The organism is Pectobacterium atrosepticum, assembly GCF_000740965.1.
GTDB lineage: Bacteria > Pseudomonadota > Gammaproteobacteria > Enterobacterales > Enterobacteriaceae > Pectobacterium > Pectobacterium atrosepticum.
In genome coordinates this window covers 4,130,178-4,156,046 of the sequence record NZ_CP009125.1, presented here as the reverse complement: position 1 = coordinate 4,156,046, position 25,869 = coordinate 4,130,178, and the positions used below count along the sequence as shown (strand labels likewise).

Here is a 25,869-nt window from a genome sequence, read left to right as displayed (position 1 = left end):
TTATGCCCCTTGCGCCACGAAACGCGCAATAACGTCGCCCATTTCACTGGTACCGATCGCGTTGCTGGCGCTTGCCAGATCGGCGGTGCGGTAACCTTCAGCCAGCGCAGTATTGACGGCTTTTTCGATTGCCTCTGCGGCATCATCTGCCCCCAGACTGTAACGCAACAGCAGCGCCAGTGACAAAATCTGTGCAATCGGATTGGCAATGTCTTTACCCGCGATATCCGGTGCAGAACCGCCAGCAGGTTCGTACAACCCGAAGCCTTGTTCGTTGAGGCTCGCGGAAGGCAGCATGCCCATTGAGCCGGTAATCATGGCGCACTCGTCGGACAGAATGTCACCGAACAGGTTAGAACACAGCATCACGTCAAACTGAGACGGGTCTTTAATTAATTGCATCGTCGCGTTATCGATATACAGATGAGACAGTTTTACATCTGGATAGGCTTTAGCGACTTCAGTAACGATCTCGCGCCACAGAATGGAGCTTTGCAGCACGTTGGCTTTATCGATGGAGGTCACGATGCTGCGACGTTTACGTGCGGATTCAAACGCGATGTGCGCGATACGTTCAATTTCGAAACGGTGATACACCTCGGTATCGAAAGCGCGCTCATATTGACCGCTACCTTCACGGCCCTTCGGCTGACCGAAGTAGATTCCGCCCGTCAGCTCGCGAACGCACAGAATATCAAAGCCTTTCGCGGCGATGTCGCTACGCAGCGGACAAAACGCTTCCAGCCCCTGATACAGACGTGCAGGACGCAGGTTGCTGAACAATTTGAAGTGTTTACGCAGAGGCAATAATGCACCGCGCTCTGGTTGTTCTGCCGGTGGCAGATGTTCCCATTTCGGGCCGCCAACGGAACCGAACAGGATCGCATCGGCCTGCTCACAGCCTGCGATGGTCGCCTGCGGCAACGGTGTGCCCTGACGGTCAATGGCGATACCGCCAACGTCGTATTCGCTGGTGGTAATGCGAATGCCAAAACGCTGACGTACCGCATCCAGTACTTTATGGGCCTGTGCCATTACTTCTGGGCCAATGCCGTCTCCGGGTAAAACGGCGATATGGTAGCTCTTTGTCATCACACTGTTTCCTGACTGTTTTGTTGTTTGCTATCGTTTTGTTGTTGGTTATTGTGCTGCTGCAGACGCTGAATTTCTTTTTCTACCTGCTGAGCACGTTTGATGTTGTTTAATACATTTACCATTGCCTGTGCGGAAGATTCAACGATATCCGTTGCCAGACCAACGCCGTGGAAACGACGTCCCTGATAATCCGCGACAATATCAACCTGACCCAGCGCATCGCGCCCCTGACCTTTGGCCGTCAGTTGGTATTTGACCAGCGAAACTTGATAACCCGTGATGCGGTTGATCGCCTGATAAACGGCATCCACCGGGCCATTACCTGTCGCCGCTTCTGACTGCGTTTCTTCTCCGCAGATCAGTTTGACTGAGGCCGTTGCCATCACGCTAGAACCAGACTGAACGCTGAAATAATCCAGATGGTAGAACTCAGGTTCTTCCTGCTGGCGGCTGATAAAGGCCAGCGCTTCCAGATCGTAATCAAATACTTGGCCTTTTTTATCCGCCAGTTTCAGGAAGGCAGAGTACAGATCGTCCAGATTATAATCGTTATCCTGATAGCCCATCTCTTCCATACGGTGTTTCACCGCCGCACGACCAGAGCGGGAAGTCAGGTTCAACTGCACTTCTTTCAGGCCGATGGATTCCGGCGTCATAATTTCGTAGTTTTCACGATTCTTCAGCACGCCATCCTGATGAATACCAGAAGAGTGGGCGAAAGCGTTGGCACCCACGACCGCTTTGTTAGCTGGGATGGGCATGTTGCAAATCTGGCTGACCAGTTGGCTGGTGCGGTAGATTTCCTGATGGTTGATGTTGGTATGGACGTTCAAGATCTCATGGCGGGTTTTTATCGCCATGATCACCTCTTCCAGTGAACAGTTGCCGGCACGTTCACCGATACCGTTCAACGTACCTTCTACCTGACGCGCTCCTGCGTGAACGGCTGCCATTGCGTTGCCGACGGCCAAGCCCAGATCGTCGTGAGTGTGAACAGAAATGATGGCTTTATCGATATTCGGAACATGTTGGTACAGCGAGGCGATGATATTACCGAACTCATGGGGCATGGTGTAGCCGACGGTGTCTGGAATATTAATCGTGCGAGCACCGGCATTGATTGCGGCCTCAACCACGCGACACAAGTCTGGAATGGGTGTCCGGCCCGCATCTTCGCAGGAGAATTCAACATCGTCTGTATAGTTACGTGCGCGTTTTATCATGTAGATAGCACGTTCAATCACTTCGTCCAGCGTGCTGCGCAGCTTCGTGGCGATGTGCATCGGTGAGGTCGCGATAAAGGTGTGGATACGGAAGGCTTCTGCGACACGCAGCGCTTCTGCGGCAACATCGATATCCTTTTCTACGCAGCGAGTCAGACCGCACACACGACTATTTTTGATGTTGCGGGCAATGGTTTGAACGGATTCAAAGTCACCGGGAGATGACACGGGAAAGCCAACCTCCATGACATCAACGCCCATACGCTCCAGAGCGAAGGCAATTTGCAGTTTTTCTTTTACACTCAAACTCGCCTGTAAAGCCTGTTCACCATCGCGTAATGTGGTATCAAAAATAATGACTTGCTCGCTCATCGGTTTAGTTCCTTGTCGTGTCTACTTGTACTTAGCGCTCGGCGAGTAAAAAAAAACCCGCGCATCAGCGCGGGTTTTTGTATTGTGTGGCGAGAAACTTAGTTCTGAAGTCTGCCCACAAACCTACCGCGCAAGAAGGATGCGTTTAGTAGTAGGCTTAGTAGGACAGTAAACTTGAACATAGTGTCGTGTCTCGTCATCTAAAATTCGGTATTGCATTATTGGTACGCGATTATCAGGGTTATGTCAACTTTTGATTGGTGTGACGTGCGTCAAGTAAACCAGCGATAGCCAACGGCGAATGAACGAAAGATCGTTGCGGTTTTGAACAATGACGGTAGACTGCACGCCAAATAATGTACAGCTGTACGCTGAAACGCTGTCAAATTCATTCCCCTTAGAAATTCTTTTACAGATGAATAATCATTTACAGCCATACCATGTGGTTCACCGGGTTCAAGATCAGATCAATCACTGCGCAGGTCGTATTACCTTGCGCGAGTGGACGCCTGCGGGCGAACAGCAGCTCACCTGGACACAGGCTGGGCAGCGCATTCAACGCATTGCCAGTGGGCTATTGGCGCTGGGGCTGGATGTTCAGGAACGGGTTGCGATTTTCTCGCATAACTCAATGAATTGGTCGCTGGCTGACCTGGCACTGCTGCACCTGCGGGCGATCAGCGTGCCAATCTATGCCACGAATACGACAGCGCAGGCGGCATTCATAATCAATGATGCCGATATCCGTACGATATTCGTCGGCGGTCAGGAACAGTTGGATGCACTGCTAGCGCTACGCGATACCTGTCCACAGTTGCGAAATATCATTGTGATGGATAAAGACGTCAATCTGCGTGGTAGCGATATTGTGCAATCGCTGCATGAGTTTGAAGCGCAGGCCGTAGACGATTTTTGGCGTGATGAATGGCAGACGCGCATCGACAGCCGCGATCTCAACGATCTGTTTACGCTGATTTATACCTCTGGCACCACCGGTGAGCCGAAAGGCGTCATGCTGGATTACACCAACATGGCGATGCAGCTTAAGCTACACGACGATCGCTTAAGCATGTCGGCAAATGATGTCTCACTCTGCTTCTTACCGCTTTCCCATGTGTTCGAGCGTGCCTGGAGTTTCGTTGTTATGCACTGTGGCGCACAGAACGTGTACCTCAGCGATACGAATTTAGTGCGTGGTGCGATGCTTGCGGTGAAACCTACTGTGATGTGCGCCGTACCGCGTTTTTATGAGAAAGTTTACAGCGCAATCCATGAAAAAGTGGCACAGGCTCCCTGGTATCGCCAGCGGTTGTTCAACTGGGCTATTGCGCAGGGGCAACACGCTTTTCTGGCTAGCAATACGACGAAAAAGGGCGGACTTTTTCGCCGCGTCATGCATCACTATGCTGACCGGCTGGTGTTAGGGAAACTGCGTCAGCTTCTGGGGGGGGAGATTCGTTTTATGCCCGCAGCGGGCGCACGGCTGGATGACAACATTATTCTGTTTTTCCGGTCGATCGGGATTCGCATCATTTATGGTTACGGCATGACCGAAACCTGCGCGACGGTTTCCTGCTGGGAAGAAGGCCGATTCCGCTTGGGCTCTATCGGTACGCCGCTACCGGGTATTGAGGTACGCATTGGTGAGGAAAAAGAGATCCAGGTGCGTGGCGCGACCATCATGCGGGGTTATTTCCATCGTCCGCAGGAAACCGCAGAAACCTTTACCGAAGACGGCTGGCTGAAAACCGGCGATGCGGGAGAGCTGGATGCCAACGGTAACCTGTTTATTACCGAACGGTTGAAAGATCTGATGAAAACCTCAGGCGGTAAATATATCGCACCGCAGCATCTGGAAGGCACGCTTGGACAGGATCGTTTTATCGAACAGGTTGCGATTATTGCAGACACGCGTAAGTACGTGTCTGCACTGATCGTTCCGTGTTTCGACGCGTTGGAAGAATACGCTCACTCCATCAACTTGAAGTACCACGATCGTCTGGAGTTGCTGCGCCACAGCCATATTATTGAACTGTTCGAGCAGCGCCTGCGGGAGATGCAGAAAGAGCTTTCCCGCGTTGAGCAGGTGAAGAAATTCACGTTGTTGCCAGTGCCGTTTTCGATGGCGGAAGGGGAGCTGACGCCAACGCTCAAGCTACGTAGGAAGATCATCAACCAGCGTTATCAGTTGGAAATTGATGCGATGTACGTAGAGTCTTGATGATGTCGTAGGCCGAGACGCTCGTTTCCTGAAAAGAAATGTGGTTTTTCGGCCTCAAAATTTCGCTCTGTAATTTATGGCTTTTATGGACGATCTCTCAGGTCTGAAGGTTCCCAGTTAGTATTTTATCTCAGTTATTTTTCCCCTCACGTTCGATTTCCTCTGGGCGCAATTAAGGGCGGTGGTTTTTTGCCGTTTGTCTGCGTCATAATCTGGCGTTATGTTAATGGGTTATCAGTAATCCCTATAATATTTCGTATTCTTGTACTAAAAGTTAACAGTATTAACACAACGTGAGCGCGGGGAGTTCCCCCGGTCAATACAGAAGCGGATTCCGCATTCTGAACAAAAGAGGCAGATCCATGGAGATGTTGTCAGGCGCCGAAATGGTGGTCCGATCGTTGATCGATCAGGGCGTAAAACATGTGTTCGGTTATCCGGGCGGTGCGGTGCTGGATATTTACGACGCCCTGCATACGGTTGGCGGTATCGAACATATTTTGGTGCGGCATGAGCAAGGTGCGGTACATATGGCGGATGGCTATGCGCGTGCGACGGGTGAGGTCGGCGTCGTGCTGGTCACCTCCGGTCCTGGTGCGACAAACGCCATCACCGGTATCGCTACTGCGTATATGGACTCCATTCCTATGGTGGTGTTGTCCGGTCAGGTGGCCACCTCGCTGATTGGCTATGATTCCTTTCAGGAATGCGACACGGTGGGAATTTCCCGCCCTATCGTAAAGCATAGCTTTCTGGTCAAGAAAGCTGAAGATGTCCCGACGATCCTGAAAAAAGCCTTTTATCTGGCATCAACCGGACGTCCGGGGCCGGTGGTCGTCGATCTACCAAAAGACATCATGAGTCCGGCGAATAAACTGCCGTACGTTTATCCCGAAAGCGTCAGCATGCGCTCCTATAGCCCAACGGTTCAAGGGCACAAAGGTCAGATTCGCCGTGCGTTGCAAACCCTGCTGGCGGCAGAAAAGCCGATTATCTACAGTGGTGGTGGCGTGATTAACGCAGAGTGTCACGAAGAGCTGCTGACGCTTGCGGAAAAACTGAACCTGCCAGTGACAACCTCCCTAATGGGGCTGGGCGGATTCCCTGGAACGCACCGTCAGTGCCTCGGCATGCTGGGAATGCACGGGACGTATGAAGCCAACCTAGCTATGCATAACGCTGATGTGATTTTCGCCGTAGGGGTGCGCTTCGACGACCGTACGACGAACAATCTGGCGAAGTACTGTCCGAATGCGACGGTATTGCATATTGATATCGATCCTGCGTCGATTTCCAAAACGGTAAACGCGGATATCCCTATCGTTGGCGATGCCAAACAGGTACTAAGCCTGATGCTGGAGTTGCTGGCACAGGATGGCGCACAGCAGCAGTTTGATGCGCTACGTGACTGGTGGCAAGGTATCGAGCAGTGGCGTGGGCGTCACTGCCTGAAATACAACACCGAAAGCGACAAGATTAAACCGCAGGCGGTGATTGAAACGCTGCATCGGCTGACCGAAGGTAAAGCGTATGTGGCATCGGATGTCGGCCAGCATCAGATGTTTGCTGCACTGTATTATCCTTTCGATTTGCCGCGCCGTTGGGTGAACTCCGGTGGACTGGGCACGATGGGCTTTGGCTTGCCTGCGGCATTGGGCATTAAGCTCGCGCTACCGGAAGAAACGGTAATTTGCGTAACGGGTGACGGCAGCATTCAGATGAATATTCAGGAGCTCTCTACAGCACTGCAATATGATCTGCCGGTTGTGGTGATCAACCTGAACAACCGTTTCCTCGGCATGGTGAAGCAGTGGCAGGACATGATTTATTCTGGCCGCCATTCCAGTTCTTATATGGAATCGTTACCGGATTTCGTCAAGCTGGCTGAAGCGTACGGTCACGTCGGGATTTCTATCGATACGCCGGACGAACTGGAAAGTAAGCTGTCTCAAGCACTGGCGCAGAAAGATCGTCTGGTATTTGTTGATATCAACATCGATAGCAGCGAGCATGTTTACCCTATGCAGATTCGCGGCGGGGCGATGGATGAAATGTGGTTGAGCAAAACGGAGAGGACCTGATCATGCGTCGGATTTTATCAGTATTACTTGAGAATGAATCAGGCGCCTTGTCCCGTGTTGTCGGCCTGTTTTCTCAGCGCGGTTACAATATCGAAAGCCTGACCGTAGCGCCAACCGAAGACCCTACGCTATCCCGTATGACTATCCAGACGGTAGGCGATGAGAAGGTGTTGGAACAGATCGAAAAGCAACTGCACAAACTGGTGGATGTCCTGCGCGTCAGTGAACTCGGTCAGGGTGCGCACGTTGAGCGTGAGATCATGTTGGTGAAGCTACAGGCCACAGGTTATGCCCGTGAAGAAGTGAAACGCTGCGCCGATATTTTCCGCGGTCAGATTGTGGATGTCACTGCCTCGCTTTATACCGTACAACTTGCTGGCACTAGCGATAAACTGGATGCGTTCCTCAGTGCCGTGCGTGAAGTGTCCGAAATTGTTGAAGTGGCGCGTTCTGGAATCGTCGGCGTATCGCGCGGCGATAAAATCATGCGTTAATCGACTTTCCGCTGCTTTTTCCTTTAAGAGGCCCGATATAATCGTATCGGGCCTTTTTATTTCTCTTATCTTATATACCCGTAATACTTCAAGCTGCATGTGCGTTGGCTGCGCTTACTCACCCGAATCACTTACCTGAGTAAGCTCATCGGGATTCCTTCCCTTGCCGCCTTCCTGCAACTCGAATTATTTGGGATATAGTAGGCGTAATATATTCAGCTTAAAAGACGTCCATTATTGATGTGGCAGCTTGAAATATGTGGGTAACGTGATAAAAGCAGTTGCCGTGCAAAAGCTTCTGCTGTTAGATCTACGCCATATCCATGATGATTTTATGGTCATCATATTATTTTATTTAGCCGGCCTACTTATTTCCGGCCTACTAAGGGGTTACCGTGAAACTGGATGAAATCGCGCGTCTTGCGGGTGTTTCACGCACGACAGCCAGCTATGTCATTAACGGGAAAGCCAAACAATATCGCGTGAGCGATAAGACCGTTGAGAAAGTCATGGCTGTCGTCAGGGAGCACAATTATCATCCCAACGCCGTCGCGGCTGGATTACGTGCCGGGCGCACACGTTCAATTGGTCTGGTTATTCCCGATCTGGAAAATACCAGCTATACGCGCATCGCTAATTATCTGGAGCGTCAGGCCAGACAGCGTGGGTATCAGTTATTAATCGCATGTTCCGAAGATCAGCCGGACAACGAGATGCGCTGTATTGAACATCTGTTACAGCGCCAAGTTGATGCGATTATTGTTTCTACCGCGTTGCCACCTGAGCATCCGTTTTATCAGCGTTGGATAAACGGTGGCCTGCCGATTATTGCATTAGACCGAGCATTAGATCGTGAGCACTTTACCAGTGTGGTGGGGGCCGATCTTGAAGATGCTGAAATGCTGGCGCAAGAATTAAGGAAAATGCCTGCGAAATCGGTACTCTATCTTGGTGCTTTGCCTGAACTTTCAGTCAGCTTCCTGCGTGAACAAGGGTTCCGTCAGGCGTGGGCGGGCGATCCGCGTGAAGTGAATTATCTTTATTCCAATAGCTATGAGCGCGTGGCTTCTGCCGCCGCGTTTATGGATTATTTGCAAAATAATCCTATGCCAGAAGCGTTATTCACCACCTCATTCCCGTTATTACAGGGCGTGATGGACGTTAACCTGAAGATTAACGGGCGTCTGCCGAATAATCTGGCTATCGCGACCTTTGGGGATAATGAGCTGTTGGATTATCTGGAGTGCCCAGTACTATCTGTCGCTCAGCGCCATCGTGAAGTTGCGGAGCGCGTACTGGAGTTGGTGCTGGCCAGTCTGGATGAACCGAAAAGGCCGAAGCCTGGCTTGAATCGTATCCGGCGTAATCTGTATCGTCGTGGCTCACTGAGCCGGATGTAATCTCTCTCTGCCTTTCTGCGCCATAGGTTGCTATGGCGTCTCTTCTTTATCCGATCTCAATTCATTGTTATGGCAATGCGACTCGAAATAGCCGACGGCAATATTCCAGAAAATAGCCATACGTTACGCCCATCACCATTGATATCACCAGGTTGCTGGTGACTGCGGTCAGGATTTGTGCAGGACTTGCCCCGATAACCCAGAGAATCGCAGCATAAACAGGGGATTGAAAACTGACATACGCAAACAGATCGGCAACGCTGCGCACGAAGAAATGGTCACCACCGTGGCGTTTGGCAACATTCAACACGCGATCGCGATAAAGTCCGTATGGCCAGGCAATAGCAATATTGACGGGGATAGACAGCAGACGTGAAGACAGTGACTGCTCAAAGCTCATCCCGGAAAGCATGATTTCAATCGCCATACCGATGATGAAACAGTAGACAACGAGCGCAAAGGTATCAGCGGTGGCGCTTCGCAATCGTGACGTCGGGGAAAACATACCTGGCTGCTCCATTCTTAGGGCGGATAAACTGGTTAGGCTGAATTATGTGGTTTTTTGTCATGCCTTATTTTATTTGCGTAGTTTACATCACTGAATGATTGGCTTGATACTAGGTAAATATATTTATTTGTGAGCGTTTTTTATACTTTTTCGCTACTTTATTTCTATCCGGCAAATTTCTCGTTTTTTTATCGCGGCAAAGAATTTAAAGTTTTTAAAAACAATCAGTTGAGTTTTTTAGGACGCGTGGCGTTTCTTCGAAGATTTAATGCTTCTCTGGAAATGTGGGATGCACAATTTATTCGGCATGTTTTCTGAGCCTGCTTTTCTTTTCAGGAAGCCCGATCCGTCGGTGAGAGTGCTTAACCTAAAGTAAATTGGCTGATTAATACAAAATCGATGATGTTGATGTTAAAAATGTGACATTGAGCAACTGTTAACCGGCGCAGTAGGATTTTGCAGGCTCGGCAATCCTTGGTATTCAAGGTGTTTGGTCTGGTGAGACTATTCTGAAAACCTTTATCTTTAGTATCAGCATGTGACAATAAAAATAATCGAGATACTGGAGTTGGTCGCTATATGTTTGCAATGATCCCGTTTTGCTATGAATTTCTCTCAAATTATCATGACGTTAATCTTTATTAATTCTGACTCCTTATTCTTTTTACCTCTATATCGGCCCCAATTCATTCAGGAATAATCCCAAAGCGCGTCCGCTCTGGCTTGACAAGGTTTTCATACCCTCCGTACACTCTTAATAGTGGGATTTTGTGGGGTAAAGTGGTGAAAAAGGTTATGGAGGGGTAACTCAGGTATGTTTCGTGGGGCTACGCTGGTTAACCTCGACAGTAAAGGGCGCCTTGCCGTGCCTACCCGATACCGGGAAATGCTGTACGGGGAATCGCAAGGTCAAATGGTTTGCACCATTGACCTGCATCAGCCATGCCTGCTGCTTTATCCCTTACCTGAATGGGAAATTATTGAACAAAAGCTGTCTCGTTTGTCGAGCATGAACCCCGCTGAACGTCGCGTTCAGCGTTTGTTGTTGGGGCATGCTAGCGAGTGTCAAATGGATAGTGCGGGACGTTTGTTGATTGCGAATACGTTAAGGCAGCATGCGGACCTTAAAAAAGAAGTGATGCTAGTCGGACAGTTCAACAAGTTTGAACTGTGGGATGAACAGACTTGGTATCAACAGGTCAAGGATGATATTGACGCTGAACAATCGACTCAGGAACCCTTATCTGAGCGGTTGCAGGACCTATCGCTATAGTCATGCTGGAAAATTATAAACATACCACCGTCCTGTTGGATGAGGCAGTAAATGGCCTGAATATTCGCAGCGGCGGCATATACATCGACGGTACATTTGGCCGTGGTGGTCACTCTCGTCTGATTCTTTCCCAACTGGGGCCGGAAGGGCGTCTGTTAGCTATCGATCGCGATCCTCAGGCTATTGAAGCCGCTAAGGCAATTGACGATTCACGTTTCTCTATTATTCACGGGCCGTTTTCCGCCATGGCGGATTATGTCGCGGAACTCGGGCTTACTGGGCAAATCGATGGCGTTCTGCTCGATCTTGGCGTTTCCTCCCCGCAGCTTGATGACCCTGAGCGTGGGTTCTCATTTATGCGTGATGGCCCGCTGGATATGCGTATGGATCCGACACGGGGTTCGTCCGCTGCTGAATGGTTGATGAAAGCGGAAGCTGACGACATTGTCTGGGTCTTGAAAACGTTCGGTGAAGAGCGCTTTGCCAAGCGAATTGCCCGCGCGATTGTAGAACGTAATCGTACTGAGCCGATGACGCGGACAAAAGAGCTGGCCTCGTTGATCGCTGCCGCCAGTCCGATTCGGGAAAAACATAAGCATCCGGCAACGCGCAGTTTTCAGGCAATTCGCATTTATATCAATAGCGAATTAGAAGAGATCGAGCGTGCGTTAGAAGGCGCACTGAGCGTACTGGCTCCGCAGGGGCGTTTGTCGGTGATCAGCTTCCATTCGTTAGAAGATCGGATTGTAAAACGGTTTATTCGCCATCAAAGCCGTGGGCCACAGGTACCAGCTGGCTTGCCGTTAACGGAAGAGCAGTTGCGCAGCCAGGGCGGACAGACGTTAAAACCTGTTGGAAAGAAACTGATGCCTTCGGAAGCGGAAGTGGCAGAAAACCCACGCGCGCGCAGTTCCGTGCTTAGGTTCGCTGAGAGACTGCCTGCATGATCGGTAACGAGCGGCATACTCTGGTCGGTGTCATCGGTGAGGATCTGCTGCGTAATGCAAAGCTCCCGGTGTTGCTGATGGTTGCCGTGCTGATTTCTGCGGTCTTTGTGGTAACGACGGCGCACCGCACGCGCTTGCTAACAGCAGAACGCGAACAGCTTCTGCTGGAGCGTGATGCGTTGGATATTGAATGGCGAAATCTGATCCTGGAGGAGAACTCACTAGGGGATCATAGCCGCGTTGAGCGGATCGCGACGGAAAAACTGCAAATGGGGCATGTTGATCCGTCACAGGAAAATATTGTGGTTAAACAATGAACTAAATAGGCAGCCAGCTAAGTATGAAAGCAGCACGTACAGGAAAGTTAAAGCGCCAGGAAGATCAAGCCAGCTTTGTTAGCTGGCGTTTTGCGTTGCTTTGCGGCTGTATCCTGTTTGCGATGGCTGGCTTAATGGCTCGCGCAGCTTATCTTCAGGTCATCAACCCAGACAAACTGGTGCGCGAAGGGGATATGCGTTCCCTGCGAGTGCAGGAAGTGCCAACGGCGCGCGGTATGATAAGCGATCGCGCTGGCCGTCCTTTGGCCGTCAGCGTGCCGGTGAATGCCGTCTGGGCTGATCCGAAAGAAGTCAACGAGCGTGGTGGCATTACGCTGGATACACGCTGGAAAGCACTTTCCGATGCGCTTGATATCCCGTTAGATCAGCTGTCAACCAAGATCAATGCTAATCCTAAAGGGCGCTTTGTTTATCTGGCGCGTCAGGTGAACCCCGCTATTGGCGAATACATCCATAAGCTGAAATTGCCGGGCATTAATCTACGGCAGGAGTCCCGCCGGTATTATCCTTCTGGACAAGTGACCTCTCACCTCATCGGCTTCACCAATATCGATGGGCAAGGTATCGAAGGGGTAGAGAAAAGTTTTGACCGCTGGCTGACTGGGCAACCCGGTGAACGAACCGTGCGTAAAGACCGGTTTGGCCGCGTGATTGAAGATATCTCCTCCGTTGACAGCCAGGCTGCACATAATCTAGCGCTCAGTATTGATGAGCGTTTACAGGCGCTGGTTTACCGCGAACTCAATAACGCTGTTGCGTTTAACAAAGCTGAGTCAGGAACGGCCGTACTGGTTGATGTGAATACTGGCGAAGTGTTGGCAATGGCGAATAGCCCGTCTTATAACCCGAACAATCTGTCGGGTACGCCGCAAGACATTATGCGTAACCGCGCGATTACCGACATTTTCGAACCCGGCTCTACCGTTAAACCGATGGTGGTGATGACGGCGCTGCAGCGCGGGGTGGTGAAAGAAAATAGTGTCCTAAGCACCCTGCCGTATTACGTCAATGGTCATGAAATCAAAGACGTAGCGCGTTACAGTGAATTAACGCTGACGGGTGTGCTTCAGAAGTCGAGTAACGTTGGCGTATCTAAGCTGGCGTTAGCGATGCCTTCCTCTGCGCTTGTAGATACTTACGCGCGCTTTGGATTAGGAAAAGCGACCAATTTGGGGTTGGTTGGAGAAAGCAGTGGCTTATACCCTCAAAAACAACGGTGGTCTGACATAGAGAGGGCCACCTTTTCTTTCGGCTACGGGCTGATGGTAACACCGTTACAGTTAGCGCGAGTCTATGCCACGATCGGCAGTTTCGGTATTTACCGTCCGCTGTCGATTACCAGAGTCGATCCACCCGTTCCAGGCGAGCGTGTCTTCTCGGAAGCGCTGGTACGTTCCGTGGTGCACATGATGGAAAGCGTTGCGCTGCCCGGCGGCGGCGGTACTAAAGCGGCCATCAAAGGTTACCGTATCGCGATTAAAACCGGTACGGCCAAGAAAGTTGGACCGGATGGCAAATACATCAACAAATACATTGCCTATACGGCGGGCGTGGCGCCAGCCAGTAATCCACGCTTTGCTCTCGTTGTTGTGATCAACGATCCGCAGGCAGGAAAGTACTACGGCGGCGCGGTTTCTGCGCCAATCTTTGGCGCCATTATGGGCGGCGTTCTGCGTACGATGAATATTGAACCGGATGCGTTGCCGACGGGCGACAAAAACGAGTTTGTAATTAATAGAGAAGAGGGATCACGTGGCAGATCGTAATTTGCGCGATTTACTTGCGCCGTGGGTGCAAGACGCCCCGGCGTGCGCGCTGCGGGAAATGATATTAGACAGCCGCGTCGCGGCTGCCGGGGATCTGTTTGTCGCAATTGTTGGGCACAAAGCAGATGGACGGCGCTATATTCCGCAGGCAATTGCGCAAGGCGTAGCAGCGATTGTTGCTGAGGCAGACGGTGAGGCCGCTGATGGTACCGTTCGCGAAATGCACGGTGTGCCAGTGGTGTATCTCAGTAGTCTGAATCAGCGGCTTTCCGCACTGGCAGGCCGTTTCTATCAGCAGCCTGCGGAAAAATTACAGCTGATTGGGGTAACGGGAACCAACGGGAAAACGACGACGACTCAGCTTCTGGCGCAGTGGAGCCAGGCATTAGGCGAAATGAGTGCAGTGATGGGCACGGTAGGCAATGGCCTATTGGGTCGGGCTATTCCAACAGAAAATACGACGGGTTCCGCCGTCGATGTTCAGCAGGTTTTAAGCCAGTTAGTAGAACAAGGTGCGACGTTTGCCGCAATGGAAGTGTCCTCCCACGGGCTGGTACAAAACCGCGTGGCTGCGTTGCCATTTACGGCGGCAGTGTTCACCAACCTGAGCCGTGACCATCTTGATTACCACGGTGATATGGAAAGCTATGAAGCGGCCAAATGGTTGCTGTTTGCCGAGCATCGCGTTGGGCAGATGATTATCAATGCTGATGATGAGGTCGGGCTACGTTGGTTAGCAAAGCTGCCTGATGCTGTTGCTGTGACGATGGAAAACAATTTAGTTCCCGGCTGCCGTGGGCGCTGGTTGAAAGCGACACAGATTGATTATCACGACAACGGCGCCACGATTGCGTTTGATTCAAGCTGGGGACAGGGCGAAATTGAAAGCCGCCTGATGGGCGCGTTTAACGTCAGCAATATGCTGCTGGCGCTGGCGACGCTGCTGTCTCTTGGCTACCCGCTCGACAAGTTGGTTATCGCGGGATCTCAACTGCAGCCCGTGTGCGGTCGTATGGAAGTTTTCCACGCTGAAGGAAAACCAACGGTTGTGGTTGATTACGCTCACACACCAGATGCGCTGGAAAAAGCGCTTGAAGCGGCACGTCTGCACTGTCAGGGCAAACTCTGGTGTGTGTTTGGCTGCGGTGGCGATCGCGATAAAGGTAAGCGCCCACTTATGGGTGGCATCGCAGAACAGCTGGCCGATCGCGTTGTAGTGACTGATGATAACCCGCGTAGTGAAGAACCTCAGGCGATCGTTGCCGATATTCTCTCTGGGCTGCTGGATGCCGGACGGGTTCAGGTGATTCACGGACGTGCCGAAGCGGTCACCAGTGCGATTATGCAGGCTCAGGAAAATGACGTTGTGCTGGTTGCGGGCAAAGGACACGAAGATTACCAACTGGTTGGCAATCAGCGTCTTGATTATTCGGATCGTATCACCGTTGCTCGTCTGCTGGGGGTGATCGCATGATTCGCGTTTCCTTGCAGCAACTCGCCACGGTGCTCAATGCGCAGTTGATTGGTGAAAACATCGATATTGAAGACGTTTCAACCGATACGCGTAAGTTGTCATCCGGCTGCTTATTTGTCGCGCTGAAAGGCGAAAAATTTGATGCGCATGATTACGCCGCTGATGCGGTAAAAGGCGGCGCGGCGGCTCTGTTAGTCAGTAAGCGCTTACTTGTTGATGAACCACAACTGCTGGTGAGCGATACGCGTTTGGCGTTGGGACAATTGGCGGCCTGGGTTCGTCAGCAGTCAACGGCGCGCGTTGTTGCACTGACAGGCTCTTCCGGAAAAACCTCGGTTAAAGAGATGACGGCGGCGATTCTTCGCCAGTGTGGTTCCGTGCTGTATACCGCCGGTAACTTTAACAACGACATCGGTGTACCGTTAACGCTGCTGCGTTTGACGGCGGAACACCAGTTTGCGGTCATTGAACTGGGGGCGAATCACATTGGTGAGATTGCCTATACCACCGATCTGGTGCGTCCGGAAAGCGCGCTGGTCAACAATCTGGCCGCTGCGCATCTGGAGGGTTTTGGTTCACTGGCTGGTGTAGCGCAGGCAAAAGGTGAGATTTTTTCTGGTTTGCCAGTAGACGGCGTAGCGATCGTGAATGCGGACAGTAACGATTTCCCGCACTGGCAGGTCATGCTGAATCATAAAACTGTCTGGCGTTTCTCGCCGCAGGCCGCTTGCGACATCGACTTTTTTGCCAGCGACGTAGACGTGTTGGCGCAAGGTACGCATTTCACGCTGCACACGCCATTTGGTGAAACGCAGGTTCTGCTCCCTTTACCCGGCCGGCATAATGTGTCGAACGCACTGGCGGCGACTGCACTGGCAATGTCCGTTGGGGCGACGTTGGAAGCCGTTAAATCTGGATTATCCCAGCTTCAGGCAGTGCCGGGGCGGCTGTTTCCGATTGCTTTGTCTGAAGGCAAGCTGCTGTTGGATGACAGCTACAACGCTAATGTGGGTTCGATGACGGCTGCCGCACAGGTACTGGCGGAAATGCCAGGCTACCGCGTGATGGTCGTCGGTGATATGGGTGAACTGGGGGATGAAGCCCCTGAGTGTCATCGTCAAGTGGGCGAAGCGGCGCGTGTTGCGGGCATCGATCGCGTATTGAGTGTGGGAACGTTGAGTGAATTGATCGGCACTGCCAGCGGCAATGGTGAACATTTTCAGGATAAAGCCGCGCTGGTTTCACGTTTGAAGGTGCTGATGTCAGAACATAACGTCATCAGCGTATTGGTTAAAGGCTCACGCAGTGCTGCGATGGAGCAGGTTGTACATGCATTACAGGAGAATGCGCAATGTTAGTATGGCTGGCCGAACATTTGGCCAAACTTTATACCGGTTTTAACGTCTTTTCTTATTTGACGTTCCGCGCCATTGTCAGCCTGCTGACCGCATTGGTTATTTCCTTATGGATGGGACCGCATATGATCGCCTGGCTGCAACGTTTGCAGATTGGGCAGGTTGTGCGTAACGAAGGGCCAGAATCACATTTCAGCAAGCGCGGTACCCCGACGATGGGGGGCGTGATGATCTTGGTGGCGATTATCGTTTCCGTTTTGATGTGGGCGAATCTGTCTAATCCATATGTCTGGTGCGTACTTCTCGTGCTAGCAGGCTATGGCGCGGTCGGTTTTGTTGATGATTACCGCAAAGTGGTCCGCAAGGATACCAAGGGGTTGATTGCCCGCTGGAAATATTTCTGGCAGTCAGTGATTGCGTTAGTGGTGGCCTTCACCATGTATTCCATCGGTAAAGATACGCCAGCCACACAGCTTGTCGTGCCGTTTTTCAAAGATGTGATGCCGCAATTGGGTCTGCTCTATGTTGCGCTGGCCTACTTTGTCATTGTCGGCACCAGTAATGCCGTAAACCTGACCGATGGTCTGGATGGCTTGGCAATCATGCCGACCGTGTTTGTTGCTGCTGGTTTTGCGCTGGTGGCATGGGCAACAGGGAACATGAATTTTGCCGGTTATCTGCATATTCCATATATCCGTCATGCCAGTGAGTTGGTGATCGTCTGTACTGCAATTGTTGGCGCGGGGCTTGGATTCCTGTGGTTTAACACCTATCCGGCGCAGGTGTTCATGGGTGACGTTGGTTCACTGGCGTTGGGCGGCGCGCTGGGGACGATTGCGGTCTTGCTGCGTCAGGAGTTTTTGTTAGTGATTATGGGCGGTGTGTTCGTGGTCGAAACGCTGTCGGTGATTCTGCAGGTTGGGTCCTTTAAGTTGCGCGGGCAGCGGATTTTCCGCATGGCGCCAATTCATCATCATTATGAACTTAAGGGCTGGCCGGAACCGCGCGTAATTGTGCGCTTCTGGATTATTTCGTTGATGCTGGTGCTGATTGGCCTGGCAACGCTGAAGGTACGATAAGACATGGTGGACTATCAGGGTAAAAAAGTCGTCATTATCGGGTTGGGTCTGACCGGGCTCTCCTGTGTTGATTTCTTTCTCGCGCGTGGTGTCGTACCGCGCGTGGTGGATACCCGTATCAGTCCACCGGGTCTGGATAAGCTGCCGGAGCAGGTAGAACGACATCTCGGTAGCCTGAATGAAGACTGGCTGATGAGCGCGGATTTGATCGTCGCCAGCCCCGGTGTTGCGTTGGCGACGCCGATTCTGTGTGACGCCGCTGACGCTGGCATTGAAATTGTTGGTGATATCGAACTGTTCTGCCGTGAAGCGCAGGCACCGATTGTGGCGATTACCGGATCTAACGGTAAAAGCACGGTGACGACACTGGTCGGTGAAATGGCGCGTGCCGCAGGCTGGCAGGTTGGCGTCGGTGGCAATATTGGCCTACCTGCGCTGCAATTGCTGGAACATCCCGCTCAGCTGTATGTACTAGAGTTGTCGAGCTTCCAACTGGAAACGACGACTAGCCTGCACGCTGCTGCGGCAACGATTCTGAACGTGACGGAAGATCACACTAACCGTTACCCGTTTGGTTTACAGCAGTATCGGGCGGCGAAATTGCATATTTATGAACACGCAGATTTGTGTGTTGTGAATGCTGACGATGCGCTGACCATGCCGGTTCGCGGGGCGGATGCGCGCTGCCGCAGTTTTGGCGTTGATGTTGGCGATTATCACCTTAACCGCCAGCAGGGCGAAACCTGGCTGCGGGTGGACGGTGAACGTGTGCTCAACACCCGTGAAATCAAGCTTGTCGGGCAGCACAATTATACGAACGCATTGGCGGCGCTGGCGCTGGCTGATGCTGTGAAGATTCCACGCGCGTCTGCGCTGACGGCGTTGACGTCATTTACCGGGCTGCCGCACCGTTTTCAAATGGCCTTTGAGCGCAATGGCGTGCGGTGGATCAATGATTCCAAAGCCACCAATGTAGGCAGCACCGAAGCCGCATTGAGCGGTTTGGCTGTAGACGGCACTTTGCATCTGCTATTAGGTGGTGACGGGAAATCTGCTGATTTCTCGCCATTGGTGCCGTATTTACAGGGTGAGCGCATTCGTTTGTATTGCTTTGGTCGTGACGGGCAACAGTTGGCAGCGTTACGCCCAGAAATTGCCGAGCAGACAGAAACGATGGAACAGGCGATGCGCGTTATTGCTGAACGTATAAGGCCGGGCGATATGGTGTTGCTGTCGCCGGCTTGCGCTAGCTTGGATCAGTTTCGCAGTTTTGAACAGCGAGGCGATGAGTTTGCTCGTCTGGCGGAGGAGCTAGGCTAATGCGGTTCTCCGGAATGGCGTTTATCGAACGCATCAAGAGCTGGGTTATGGGGACGCGCGAAAGCGATACGCTCAGCATCGTTCTGTACGATAGAACGCTGGTGTGGCTGACGCTTGGACTGGCTGTGATTGGTTTTGTGATGGTAACGTCGGCTTCCATGCCTGTTGGGCAGCGTCTTGCCAGCGACCCGTTTTTATTTGCGAAGCGTGATGCGATTTATTTGGGTTTGGCATTTGGCTTGTCGTTAATCACCCTGCGCATCCCAATGGAGATATGGCAGCGTTACAGCCCAGTGCTGCTATTGCTTGCCATGGTCATGCTGCTGGTTGTACTTGCAGTGGGAAGCTCGGTCAACGGTGCATCACGCTGGATTTCACTGGGGCCATTGCGCATCCAGCCTGCGGAATTGTCCAAGCTGGCGCTGTTTTGCTACCTGTCTAGTTACATGGTGCGCAAGGTTGAAGAAGTCCGAAATAACTTCTGGGGCTTTTGCAAACCGATGGGCGTGATGGTGGTGTTGGCTGTGCTGTTGCTGGCTCAGCCTGACCTCGGCACTGTAGTCGTGCTGTTTATTACGACGCTAGCAATGTTGTTTCTGGCTGGTGCCAAGATGTGGCAGTTTCTGGCGATCATTGGTTCCGGCGGGTTTGCCGTTGCCCTGCTGATTGTGGCTGAACCCTACCGTATGCGGCGTGTGACGTCTTTCTGGAACCCGTGGGAAGATCCGTTCGGCGACGGCTACCAGTTAACACAATCTCTGATGGCGTTTGGGCGTGGTGAATTCTGGGGGCAAGGTCTAGGGAATTCAGTACAGAAACTGGAATATTTGCCGGAGGCGCATACCGATTTCATTTTCTCTATTTTAGGTGAGGAACTGGGGTATATCGGTGTGGTTTTGGCGTTGTTAATGATATTCTTCGTCGCTTTTCGCGCGATGTCTATCGGAAAGCGGGCGCTGGAGATCAATCAGCGCTTTTCGGGCTTTCTAGCGTGTTCGATTGGCGTTTGGTTCAGCTTTCAGACGCTGGTGAACGTTGGCGCAGCGGCGGGAATGCTACCGACTAAAGGGTTAACGCTACCGCTGATCAGTTACGGTGGTTCCAGTTTGCTCATTATGTCGACGGCGATTGTTTTGCTGTTACGCATTGATTTTGAAACGCGTCTGACAAAAGCGCAGGCGTTTACGAGAGGTGCCCGATGAGTGGCGAAGGCAAGCGTTTGATGGTGATGGCTGGTGGCACGGGCGGGCATGTCTTCCCCGGGCTGGCGGTTGCACACCACCTGATGGCGCAGGGCTGGCAGGTTCGCTGGTTAGGTACGGCGGATCGTATGGAAGCCGATTTGGTGCCTAAGCACGGTATCGAAATTGATTTTATCCGCATTTCTGGCTTGCGCGGTAAAGGCATTCGGGCGCAGTTAAGTGCTCCGATCCGTATTTTTCAGGCAGTGCGTCAGGCGCGGGCGATTATGCGTCGTTACCAGCCTGATGTGGTGCTGGGTATGGGCGGTTACGTTTCTGGCCCCGGCGGTCTGGCTGCCTGGCTGTGTGGCATTCCGGTTGTACTGCATGAGCAGAATGGTATTGCAGGGCTGACCAATCGCTGGTTATCCCATATCGCTAAAAAAGTATTGCAGGCATTTCCGGGCGCGTTTCCCAAAGCGGATGTCGTGGGTAACCCGGTAAGAACCGATGTGTTGGCACTGCCTGCGCCAGAAACACGATTAGCCGATCGCTCAGGCCCTGTGAGGGTGCTGGTTGTTGGTGGCAGTCAGGGCGCAAGAGTGCTGAACCAAACGCTACCCGGCGTAGCAGCACAGTTGAGCGATCGTATTACGATTTGGCATCAGGTCGGTAAAGGCGCGTTATTAACCGTTCAGCAGGCTTATCAGGATGCTGGGCAGACGCAGCACAAGATTACCGAATTTATTGATGATATGGCTGCAGCCTACGCTTGGGCTGACGTTGTAGTGTGCCGTTCCGGTGCTTTGACCGTCAGTGAAATTGCGGCAGCCGGGTTGCCGGCGCTGTTTGTGCCGTTTCAGCATAAAGATCGGCAGCAGTACTGGAATGCGCTGCCGTTGGAAAAGGCCGGTGCAGCAAAAATTATTGAGCAGCCACAGTTCAGCGTGGCGGCTGTCAGCGAGGTGTTGTCCGGTTGGGATCGCACTACATTGCTGAAAATGGCGCAAAAAGCCCGTGCAGTGGCGATTCCAGATGCAACCGAGCGGGTTGCGGCGGAAGTCAGTGCAGCGGCAGGCAGTCGGGCCACACATGTGGCTCATGGTTAATTAATACAACGTTGTCGGGCAGAAGGCTGTGCGACGGCGCTACAAGGTAGCGATAGAATAAAGTGAATACTCAACAACTGGCGAAACTACGTTCAATCGTGCCCGAGATGCATCGCGTCCGGCACATACACTTTGTCGGCATCGGTGGTGCTGGCATGGGTGGTATCGCCGAAGTGTTGGCCAACGAAGGTTATGAAATTAGCGGTTCCGATCTGGCACCGAATGCGGTGACGCAGCAGTTGACCAAACTTGGCGCGCAGATTTATTTCCACCATCGTGCAGAGAATGTTCTGAACGCCAGTGTGGTTGTGGTGTCGAGTGCAATTACTGCGGATAACCCCGAGATTGTCGCCGCACATGACGCACGTATTCCGGTGATCCGTCGTGCAGAGATGTTGGCAGAACTGATGCGTTTTCGTCACGGTATTGCGATCGCGGGTACGCACGGTAAGACGACGACAACGGCGATGGTCACCAGCATTTACGCGGAAGCGGGATTGGATCCGACGTTTGTGAACGGCGGCTTAGTGAAAGCGGCAGGAACACATGCGCGTTTGGGATCAAGCCGTTACCTGATTGCAGAAGCCGATGAAAGCGATGCGTCTTTCCTGCATTTGCAGCCGATGGTGGCGATTGTGACCAACATTGAAGCCGATCATATGGACACTTATCAGGGCGATTTTGAGAACCTGAAGCAGACGTTCATCAATTTTCTGCACAATTTGCCGTTTTACGGTCAGGCTGTGATGTGTATTGACGATGCTGTTATTCGCGAACTGTTGCCGCGCGTTGGCCGCCATATCACTACGTATGGTTTTAGCGATGATGCGGATGTGCGCGTTGCTGGATATCGCCAGACAGGCGCGCAAGGGCACTTTACGCTGGAGCGAAAAGACAAAACGTTGCTCAATGTCACGCTGAATGCACCGGGGCGTCACAATGCGCTCAACGCGGCGGCAGCGGTTGCTGTAGCGACCGATGAAGGTATTGATGACGAAGCAATTCTACGTGCACTTGAGCGTTTTCAGGGCACCAGTCGTCGTTTTGATTTTCTCGGCGAATACCCGCTTGAACTAGTGAATGGGCAAAGTGGTACAGCGATGTTGGTGGATGATTACGGTCATCATCCGACGGAAGTCGATGCCACGATTAAAGCGGCCCGTGCTGGGTGGCCGGATAAGCGGCTGGTCATGATTTTTCAGCCGCATCGTTATACGCGAACCCGCGATTTGTATGACGATTTTGCGCACGTGTTATCACAGGTTGACGTGTTGCTGATGCTGGATGTGTATTCCGCAGGAGAATCGCCGATTCCAGGTGCAGACAGCCGTTCGCTGTGCCGTACGATTCGCGGAAGAGGTAAGATTGATCCGATTCTGGTGACGGATATGGATACTTTACCGGAACTGTTGTCACAGGCGCTACGAGGTGAAGACCTGATCTTGGTTCAGGGTGCCGGCAATATCGGTAAACTGGCGCGTAAACTGGCTGATTCCAGATTACAGCCGCAGATAAGCGAATGAGGAACATCATGACTGAGAAAGTTGCTGTATTGCTTGGTGGAACCTCTGCCGAACGTGAAGTGTCGTTACTTTCCGGTCAGGCGGTTTTGGCTGGCCTGAAAGAAGCGGGCATCAATGCGCATGCGGTTGATACGCGTGACTTCCCTGTGACGACGTTGAAAGAAGAAGGTTTTACCAACGTTTTTATCGCCTTGCATGGTCGTGGTGGTGAAGATGGCACATTGCAGGGTGTTCTGGAATTTCTGGGGTTGCCTTATACCGGTAGCGGCGTCATGGCATCTGCACTGACGATGGATAAGCTCCGAACCAAACAGGTGTGGCAAGCGGTGGGGTTGCCGGTGTCGCCTTATGTGGCGCTGGATCGTCGCCAATATTTAGATACGGAAGCGAATACGTTATTGGCGCAGTTCACCCATCTCGGGTTGCCGCTGATCGTCAAGCCAAGCCGTGAAGGTTCCAGTGTGGGTATGAGCAAAGTGAATACGCTTAGCGACCTGCCTGCCGCACTGGAAGAAGCATTCCGCCACGATGACGATGTTCTGGTCGAAAAATGGCTGAGCGGTCCAGAGTATACGGTTGCTATCCTAGGTGATGAGGTATTGCCTTCTATTCGTATTCAACCCGCGGGTACGTTTTACGATTATGAAGCGAAGTATTTATCGGATGATACGCAGTATTTCTGTCCGAGTGGTTTGTCAGACGAGCAAGAGCAAGCGTTAGCTGCATTGGCGATGGCGGCTTATCGTGCGGTAGATTGCAGCGGATGGGGACGTGTCGATTTTATGCTGGATAGCGACGACGCTTTCTACCTGCTTGAAGTGAATACCTCTCCGGGGATGACGAGCCACAGTCTGGTTCCTATGGCGGCGCGTCAACGTGGCCTGACTTTCTCGCAATTGGTCGTGAAAATTCTGGAGCTTGCTGGCTGATATGTCGCAGGCAGCGCTGAATACACGCGGACGAGAGCCAGAACCGACGAAAGGAACACGTCGCAGTAATGGAGGCCAATTAGCAGGAGTAATTTTCCTGCTGATGGTGATAGGGACGATCGTCTGGGGAGGCTGGATGGTGGTGGGGTGGATGAAAGATGCCAGCCGCTTGCCGCTCTCCCGCATGGCAGTAACAGGGGAAAGGCAGTACACCACCAACGACGATATCCGTCAGGCAATTTTGTCGTTGGGGTCGCCTGGAACGTTCATGACACAAGATGTGAATGTGATCCAGCAGCAGATCGAGCGTCTATCGTGGATAAAGCAGGCTAGCGTGCGTAAGCAGTGGCCGGACGAATTAAAGATTCATCTGGTTGAATATGTTCCGGTTGCGCGTTGGAATGATCAGCTAATGGTTGATGCGGAAGGAAATTCGTTCAGTGTACCTGCCGAACGCATTGGTAATCGCAAGCTGCCACTGCTGTATGGCCCGGAAGGTAGTGAGGCAGAGGTGCTGGAAGGTTATCGCACAATGAATCAGACGCTGGCTGCTGGAAAGTTTACGTTAAAGATGGTTGCGATGAGTGCGCGACATTCGTGGCAGCTAGGATTAGATGATGATACTCGCCTTGAATTAGGGCGGGATGATAGGGCTAAACGTCTGCAACGCTTTATCGAGCTGTACCCGCTGTTGCAGCGGCAGGCTCAGAGCGAAAACAAACGTCTCAGCCATGTGGACTTGCGGTACGACAGCGGGGCCGCGATAGGTTGGGCTCCAGCCTTGCTTGATCAACAAAACGTTGATCGGCAGCGAGTTGGTCAGCAACAAGACATTGATCAGCAACAGAACAGTAACCAGAAACAGGCACAGGCTAAACAACAATGATCAAGTCGACGGACAGAAAACTGGTAGTTGGGCTGGAAATCGGTACAGCAAAAGTGGCTGCGCTGGTAGGGGAAGTTCTGCCCGATGGCATGGTCAATATTATTGGCGTGGGCAGTTGCCCGTCACGCGGTATGGATAAAGGTGGCGTAAACGATCTGGAATCGGTCGTTAAATGTGTTCAGCGCGCTATTGATCAGGCTGAGTTGATGGCAGACTGCCAGATCTCTTCCGTGTATCTGGCGCTGTCGGGAAAACACATCAGTTGCCAGAATGAAATAGGGATGGTGCCTATTTCAGAAGAAGAGGTTACGCAGGACGACGTAGAAAGCGTGGTACACACCGCCAAGTCTGTGCGCGTGCGCGATGAGCACCGAGTTCTCCATGTGATCCCACAGGAATACGCGATCGATTATCAGGAAGGGATTAAAAACCCGGTTGGCTTATCCGGCGTGCGCATGCAGGCGAAAGTCCACCTGATAACCTGCCATAACGATATGGCTAAGAATATTGTCAAAGCTGTTGAACGCTGTGGCTTAAAGGTCGACCAACTGATTTTTGCAGGGCTGGCATCCAGCTATGCGGTGCTGACAGAAGACGAACGTGAGCTGGGTGTGTGTGTAGTCGATATCGGTGGCGGTACAATGGATATCGCGGTCTATACCGGCGGCGCATTGCGACACACTAAAGTGATTCCGTATGCTGGCAATGTAGTTACAAGCGACATTGCCTATGCGTTTGGCACACCGCCGACGGATGCCGAAGCGATCAAGGTACGCCATGGTTGTGCATTAGGCGCAATCGTCGGCAAAGATGAGAATGTGGAGGTCCCGAGCGTTGGAGGACGTCCACCCCGCAGTCTGCAAAGACAGACATTGGCGGAAGTGATTGAACCACGTTACACCGAGCTGTTGAATCTGGTGAACGATGAACTTTTACAGTTGCAGGAGCAGTTGCGTCAACAAGGCGTGAAACACCATCTGGCGGCAGGGATTGTGCTGACGGGCGGTGCCGCGCAAATAGACGGTCTGGCGGCCTGTGCGCAGCGTGTGTTCCACACACAGGTGCGTATTGGACAACCAATGAATATAACAGGGCTGACGGATTATGCCCAAGAGCCTTATTACTCAACGGCGGTTGGGTTGCTCCATTACGGAAAAGAATCTCACCTAGGTGGTGAGCATGAAGTCGAAAAACGTGCCTCAGTGAGCAACTGGTTCAAGAGAATCAACAGCTGGTTGAGGAAAGAATTTTAATTTTATCAAAGAGATCACCTGGCACAGTTTTATGATCTCGCA

Annotated in this window: 21 protein-coding genes; 18 read left to right on the top strand and 3 right to left on the bottom strand. The window is 52.1% G+C overall.

Annotated elements, in window-relative coordinates:
- On the bottom strand, positions 1 to 1,092 hold the full coding sequence (gene leuB / locus GZ59_RS18355; protein ID WP_039293674.1) for a 3-isopropylmalate dehydrogenase: 1,092 nt from the start codon (positions 1,090 to 1,092) through the stop codon (positions 1 to 3).
- On the bottom strand, positions 1,092 to 2,690 hold the full coding sequence (gene leuA, locus GZ59_RS18350) for a 2-isopropylmalate synthase (protein ID WP_039293671.1): 1,599 nt from the start codon (positions 2,688 to 2,690) through the stop codon (positions 1,092 to 1,094). The genes leuB and leuA overlap by 1 nt, the downstream gene beginning before the upstream one ends.
- A 415-nt stretch (positions 2,691 to 3,105) precedes the next feature.
- Between leuA and GZ59_RS18345 the strand changes: the two genes are divergently transcribed.
- The 4 genes from GZ59_RS18345 (at position 3,106) to cra (ending at position 8,886) form a co-directional block, all read left to right on the top strand.
- Positions 3,106 to 4,911 (top strand): AMP-dependent synthetase/ligase, encoded by a 1,806-nt coding sequence (locus GZ59_RS18345; RefSeq protein WP_011095328.1) that lies wholly within the window; start codon positions 3,106 to 3,108, stop codon positions 4,909 to 4,911.
- Between the two features lie 362 nt (positions 4,912 to 5,273).
- Positions 5,274 to 6,992: an acetolactate synthase 3 large subunit gene (ilvI, locus tag GZ59_RS18340; RefSeq protein ID WP_011095327.1), complete on the top strand. Its 1,719-nt coding sequence runs from the start codon at positions 5,274 to 5,276 to the stop codon at positions 6,990 to 6,992.
- A 2-nt stretch (positions 6,993 to 6,994) separates the two neighbouring features.
- The gene (gene ilvN, locus GZ59_RS18335) at positions 6,995 to 7,486 is read left to right on the top strand and encodes an acetolactate synthase small subunit (RefSeq protein ID WP_011095326.1); all 492 of its coding nucleotides are present in this window, start codon (positions 6,995 to 6,997) and stop codon (positions 7,484 to 7,486) included.
- A gap of 395 nt (positions 7,487 to 7,881) precedes the next feature.
- Positions 7,882 to 8,886: a catabolite repressor/activator gene (cra, locus tag GZ59_RS18330; protein WP_011095325.1), complete on the top strand. Its 1,005-nt coding sequence runs from the start codon at positions 7,882 to 7,884 to the stop codon at positions 8,884 to 8,886.
- A 67-nt stretch (positions 8,887 to 8,953) separates the two neighbouring features.
- Here the strand turns inward: cra and GZ59_RS18325 are convergent, their stop codons facing one another.
- Positions 8,954 to 9,391 (bottom strand): L-alanine exporter AlaE, encoded by a 438-nt coding sequence (locus GZ59_RS18325; RefSeq protein WP_011095324.1) that lies wholly within the window; start codon positions 9,389 to 9,391, stop codon positions 8,954 to 8,956.
- 817 nt (positions 9,392 to 10,208) lie between these two features.
- Between GZ59_RS18325 and mraZ the strand changes: the two genes are divergently transcribed.
- The 14 genes from mraZ to ftsA all read left to right on the top strand — a co-directional run bounded on the left by mraZ (position 10,209) and on the right by ftsA (position 25,827).
- Positions 10,209 to 10,667: a division/cell wall cluster transcriptional repressor MraZ gene (gene mraZ, locus GZ59_RS18320; protein WP_011095323.1), complete on the top strand. Its 459-nt coding sequence runs from the start codon at positions 10,209 to 10,211 to the stop codon at positions 10,665 to 10,667.
- 2 nt (positions 10,668 to 10,669) lie between these two features.
- Positions 10,670 to 11,614 (top strand): 16S rRNA (cytosine(1402)-N(4))-methyltransferase RsmH, encoded by a 945-nt coding sequence (gene rsmH / locus GZ59_RS18315; protein ID WP_011095322.1) that lies wholly within the window; start codon positions 10,670 to 10,672, stop codon positions 11,612 to 11,614.
- Entirely contained in the window at positions 11,611 to 11,931 is a 321-nt protein-coding gene (gene ftsL, locus GZ59_RS18310) for a cell division protein FtsL (RefSeq protein WP_011095321.1), read from the top strand. The genes rsmH and ftsL overlap by 4 nt, the downstream gene beginning before the upstream one ends.
- Positions 11,932 to 11,954: 23 nt before the next feature.
- Positions 11,955 to 13,718 carry a peptidoglycan glycosyltransferase FtsI gene (locus GZ59_RS18305; RefSeq protein WP_011095320.1) on the top strand — a complete coding sequence of 588 codons (1,764 nt, stop codon included), beginning with the start codon at positions 11,955 to 11,957 and terminating at the stop codon, positions 13,716 to 13,718.
- Positions 13,705 to 15,192, top strand: a complete 1,488-nt coding sequence (gene murE / locus GZ59_RS18300; protein WP_011095319.1) for a UDP-N-acetylmuramoyl-L-alanyl-D-glutamate--2,6-diaminopimelate ligase — start codon at positions 13,705 to 13,707, stop codon at positions 15,190 to 15,192. Before GZ59_RS18305 ends, murE begins: the two co-directional genes overlap by 14 nt.
- Complete coding sequence (murF, locus tag GZ59_RS18295) at positions 15,189 to 16,550, top strand: UDP-N-acetylmuramoyl-tripeptide--D-alanyl-D-alanine ligase (RefSeq protein ID WP_011095318.1); 1,362 nt, start codon at positions 15,189 to 15,191, stop codon at positions 16,548 to 16,550. The genes murE and murF overlap by 4 nt, the downstream gene beginning before the upstream one ends.
- The gene (gene mraY, locus GZ59_RS18290; protein WP_010298023.1) at positions 16,544 to 17,626 is read left to right on the top strand and encodes a phospho-N-acetylmuramoyl-pentapeptide-transferase; all 1,083 of its coding nucleotides are present in this window, start codon (positions 16,544 to 16,546) and stop codon (positions 17,624 to 17,626) included. Before murF ends, mraY begins: the two co-directional genes overlap by 7 nt.
- Positions 17,627 to 17,629: 3 nt before the next feature.
- Positions 17,630 to 18,946, top strand: coding sequence for a UDP-N-acetylmuramoyl-L-alanine--D-glutamate ligase (murD, locus tag GZ59_RS18285; RefSeq protein ID WP_011095317.1), 1,317 nt, complete (start codon positions 17,630 to 17,632; stop codon positions 18,944 to 18,946).
- A complete protein-coding gene (ftsW, locus tag GZ59_RS18280) occupies positions 18,946 to 20,148 on the top strand; it encodes a cell division protein FtsW (protein WP_011095316.1) in 1,203 nt (400 codons plus the stop codon). Before murD ends, ftsW begins: the two co-directional genes overlap by 1 nt.
- Positions 20,145 to 21,236, top strand: a complete 1,092-nt coding sequence (gene murG / locus GZ59_RS18275; protein ID WP_011095315.1) for an undecaprenyldiphospho-muramoylpentapeptide beta-N-acetylglucosaminyltransferase — start codon at positions 20,145 to 20,147, stop codon at positions 21,234 to 21,236. The genes ftsW and murG overlap by 4 nt, the downstream gene beginning before the upstream one ends.
- A 62-nt stretch (positions 21,237 to 21,298) precedes the next feature.
- Positions 21,299 to 22,759 (top strand): UDP-N-acetylmuramate--L-alanine ligase, encoded by a 1,461-nt coding sequence (gene murC, locus GZ59_RS18270; protein WP_011095314.1) that lies wholly within the window; start codon positions 21,299 to 21,301, stop codon positions 22,757 to 22,759.
- Positions 22,760 to 22,767: 8 nt separating this feature from the next.
- Entirely contained in the window at positions 22,768 to 23,688 is a 921-nt protein-coding gene (locus tag GZ59_RS18265) for a D-alanine--D-alanine ligase (RefSeq protein ID WP_011095313.1), read from the top strand.
- Position 23,689: 1 nt separating this feature from the next.
- Complete coding sequence (ftsQ, locus tag GZ59_RS18260; protein WP_011095312.1) at positions 23,690 to 24,574, top strand: cell division protein FtsQ; 885 nt, start codon at positions 23,690 to 23,692, stop codon at positions 24,572 to 24,574.
- Positions 24,571 to 25,827, top strand: a complete 1,257-nt coding sequence (ftsA, locus tag GZ59_RS18255; RefSeq protein WP_010298002.1) for a cell division protein FtsA — start codon at positions 24,571 to 24,573, stop codon at positions 25,825 to 25,827. The genes ftsQ and ftsA overlap by 4 nt, the downstream gene beginning before the upstream one ends.
- The last annotated feature ends 42 nt before the right edge of the window (positions 25,828 to 25,869 follow it).

Bases quoted from the DNA above. Each gene is read 5' to 3' on its own strand.
- GZ59_RS18325 (WP_011095324.1), bottom strand. From the start codon at position 9,391: ATGTTTTCCCCGACGTCACGATTGCGAAGCGCCACCGCTGATACCTTT.
- ilvN (WP_011095326.1), top strand. From the start codon at position 6,995: ATGCGTCGGATTTTATCAGTATTACTTGAGAATGAATCAGGCGCCTTG.
- murD (WP_011095317.1), top strand. From the start codon at position 17,630: ATGGTGGACTATCAGGGTAAAAAAGTCGTCATTATCGGGTTGGGTCTG.
- ftsW (WP_011095316.1), top strand. From the start codon at position 18,946: ATGCGGTTCTCCGGAATGGCGTTTATCGAACGCATCAAGAGCTGGGTT.
- ftsQ (WP_011095312.1), top strand. From the start codon at position 23,690: ATGTCGCAGGCAGCGCTGAATACACGCGGACGAGAGCCAGAACCGACG.
- ilvI (WP_011095327.1), top strand. From the start codon at position 5,274: ATGGAGATGTTGTCAGGCGCCGAAATGGTGGTCCGATCGTTGATCGAT.
- GZ59_RS18305 (WP_011095320.1), top strand. From the start codon at position 11,955: ATGAAAGCAGCACGTACAGGAAAGTTAAAGCGCCAGGAAGATCAAGCC.
- GZ59_RS18345 (WP_011095328.1), top strand. From the start codon at position 3,106: ATGAATAATCATTTACAGCCATACCATGTGGTTCACCGGGTTCAAGAT.
- ftsL (WP_011095321.1), top strand. From the start codon at position 11,611: ATGATCGGTAACGAGCGGCATACTCTGGTCGGTGTCATCGGTGAGGAT.
- mraZ (WP_011095323.1), top strand. From the start codon at position 10,209: ATGTTTCGTGGGGCTACGCTGGTTAACCTCGACAGTAAAGGGCGCCTT.
- rsmH (WP_011095322.1), top strand. From the start codon at position 10,670: ATGCTGGAAAATTATAAACATACCACCGTCCTGTTGGATGAGGCAGTA.
- mraY (WP_010298023.1), top strand. From the start codon at position 16,544: ATGTTAGTATGGCTGGCCGAACATTTGGCCAAACTTTATACCGGTTTT.
- murG (WP_011095315.1), top strand. From the start codon at position 20,145: ATGAGTGGCGAAGGCAAGCGTTTGATGGTGATGGCTGGTGGCACGGGC.
- GZ59_RS18265 (WP_011095313.1), top strand. From the start codon at position 22,768: ATGACTGAGAAAGTTGCTGTATTGCTTGGTGGAACCTCTGCCGAACGT.
- ftsA (WP_010298002.1), top strand. From the start codon at position 24,571: ATGATCAAGTCGACGGACAGAAAACTGGTAGTTGGGCTGGAAATCGGT.
- leuB (WP_039293674.1), bottom strand. From the start codon at position 1,092: ATGACAAAGAGCTACCATATCGCCGTTTTACCCGGAGACGGCATTGGC.
- murF (WP_011095318.1), top strand. From the start codon at position 15,189: ATGATTCGCGTTTCCTTGCAGCAACTCGCCACGGTGCTCAATGCGCAG.
- leuA (WP_039293671.1), bottom strand. From the start codon at position 2,690: ATGAGCGAGCAAGTCATTATTTTTGATACCACATTACGCGATGGTGAA.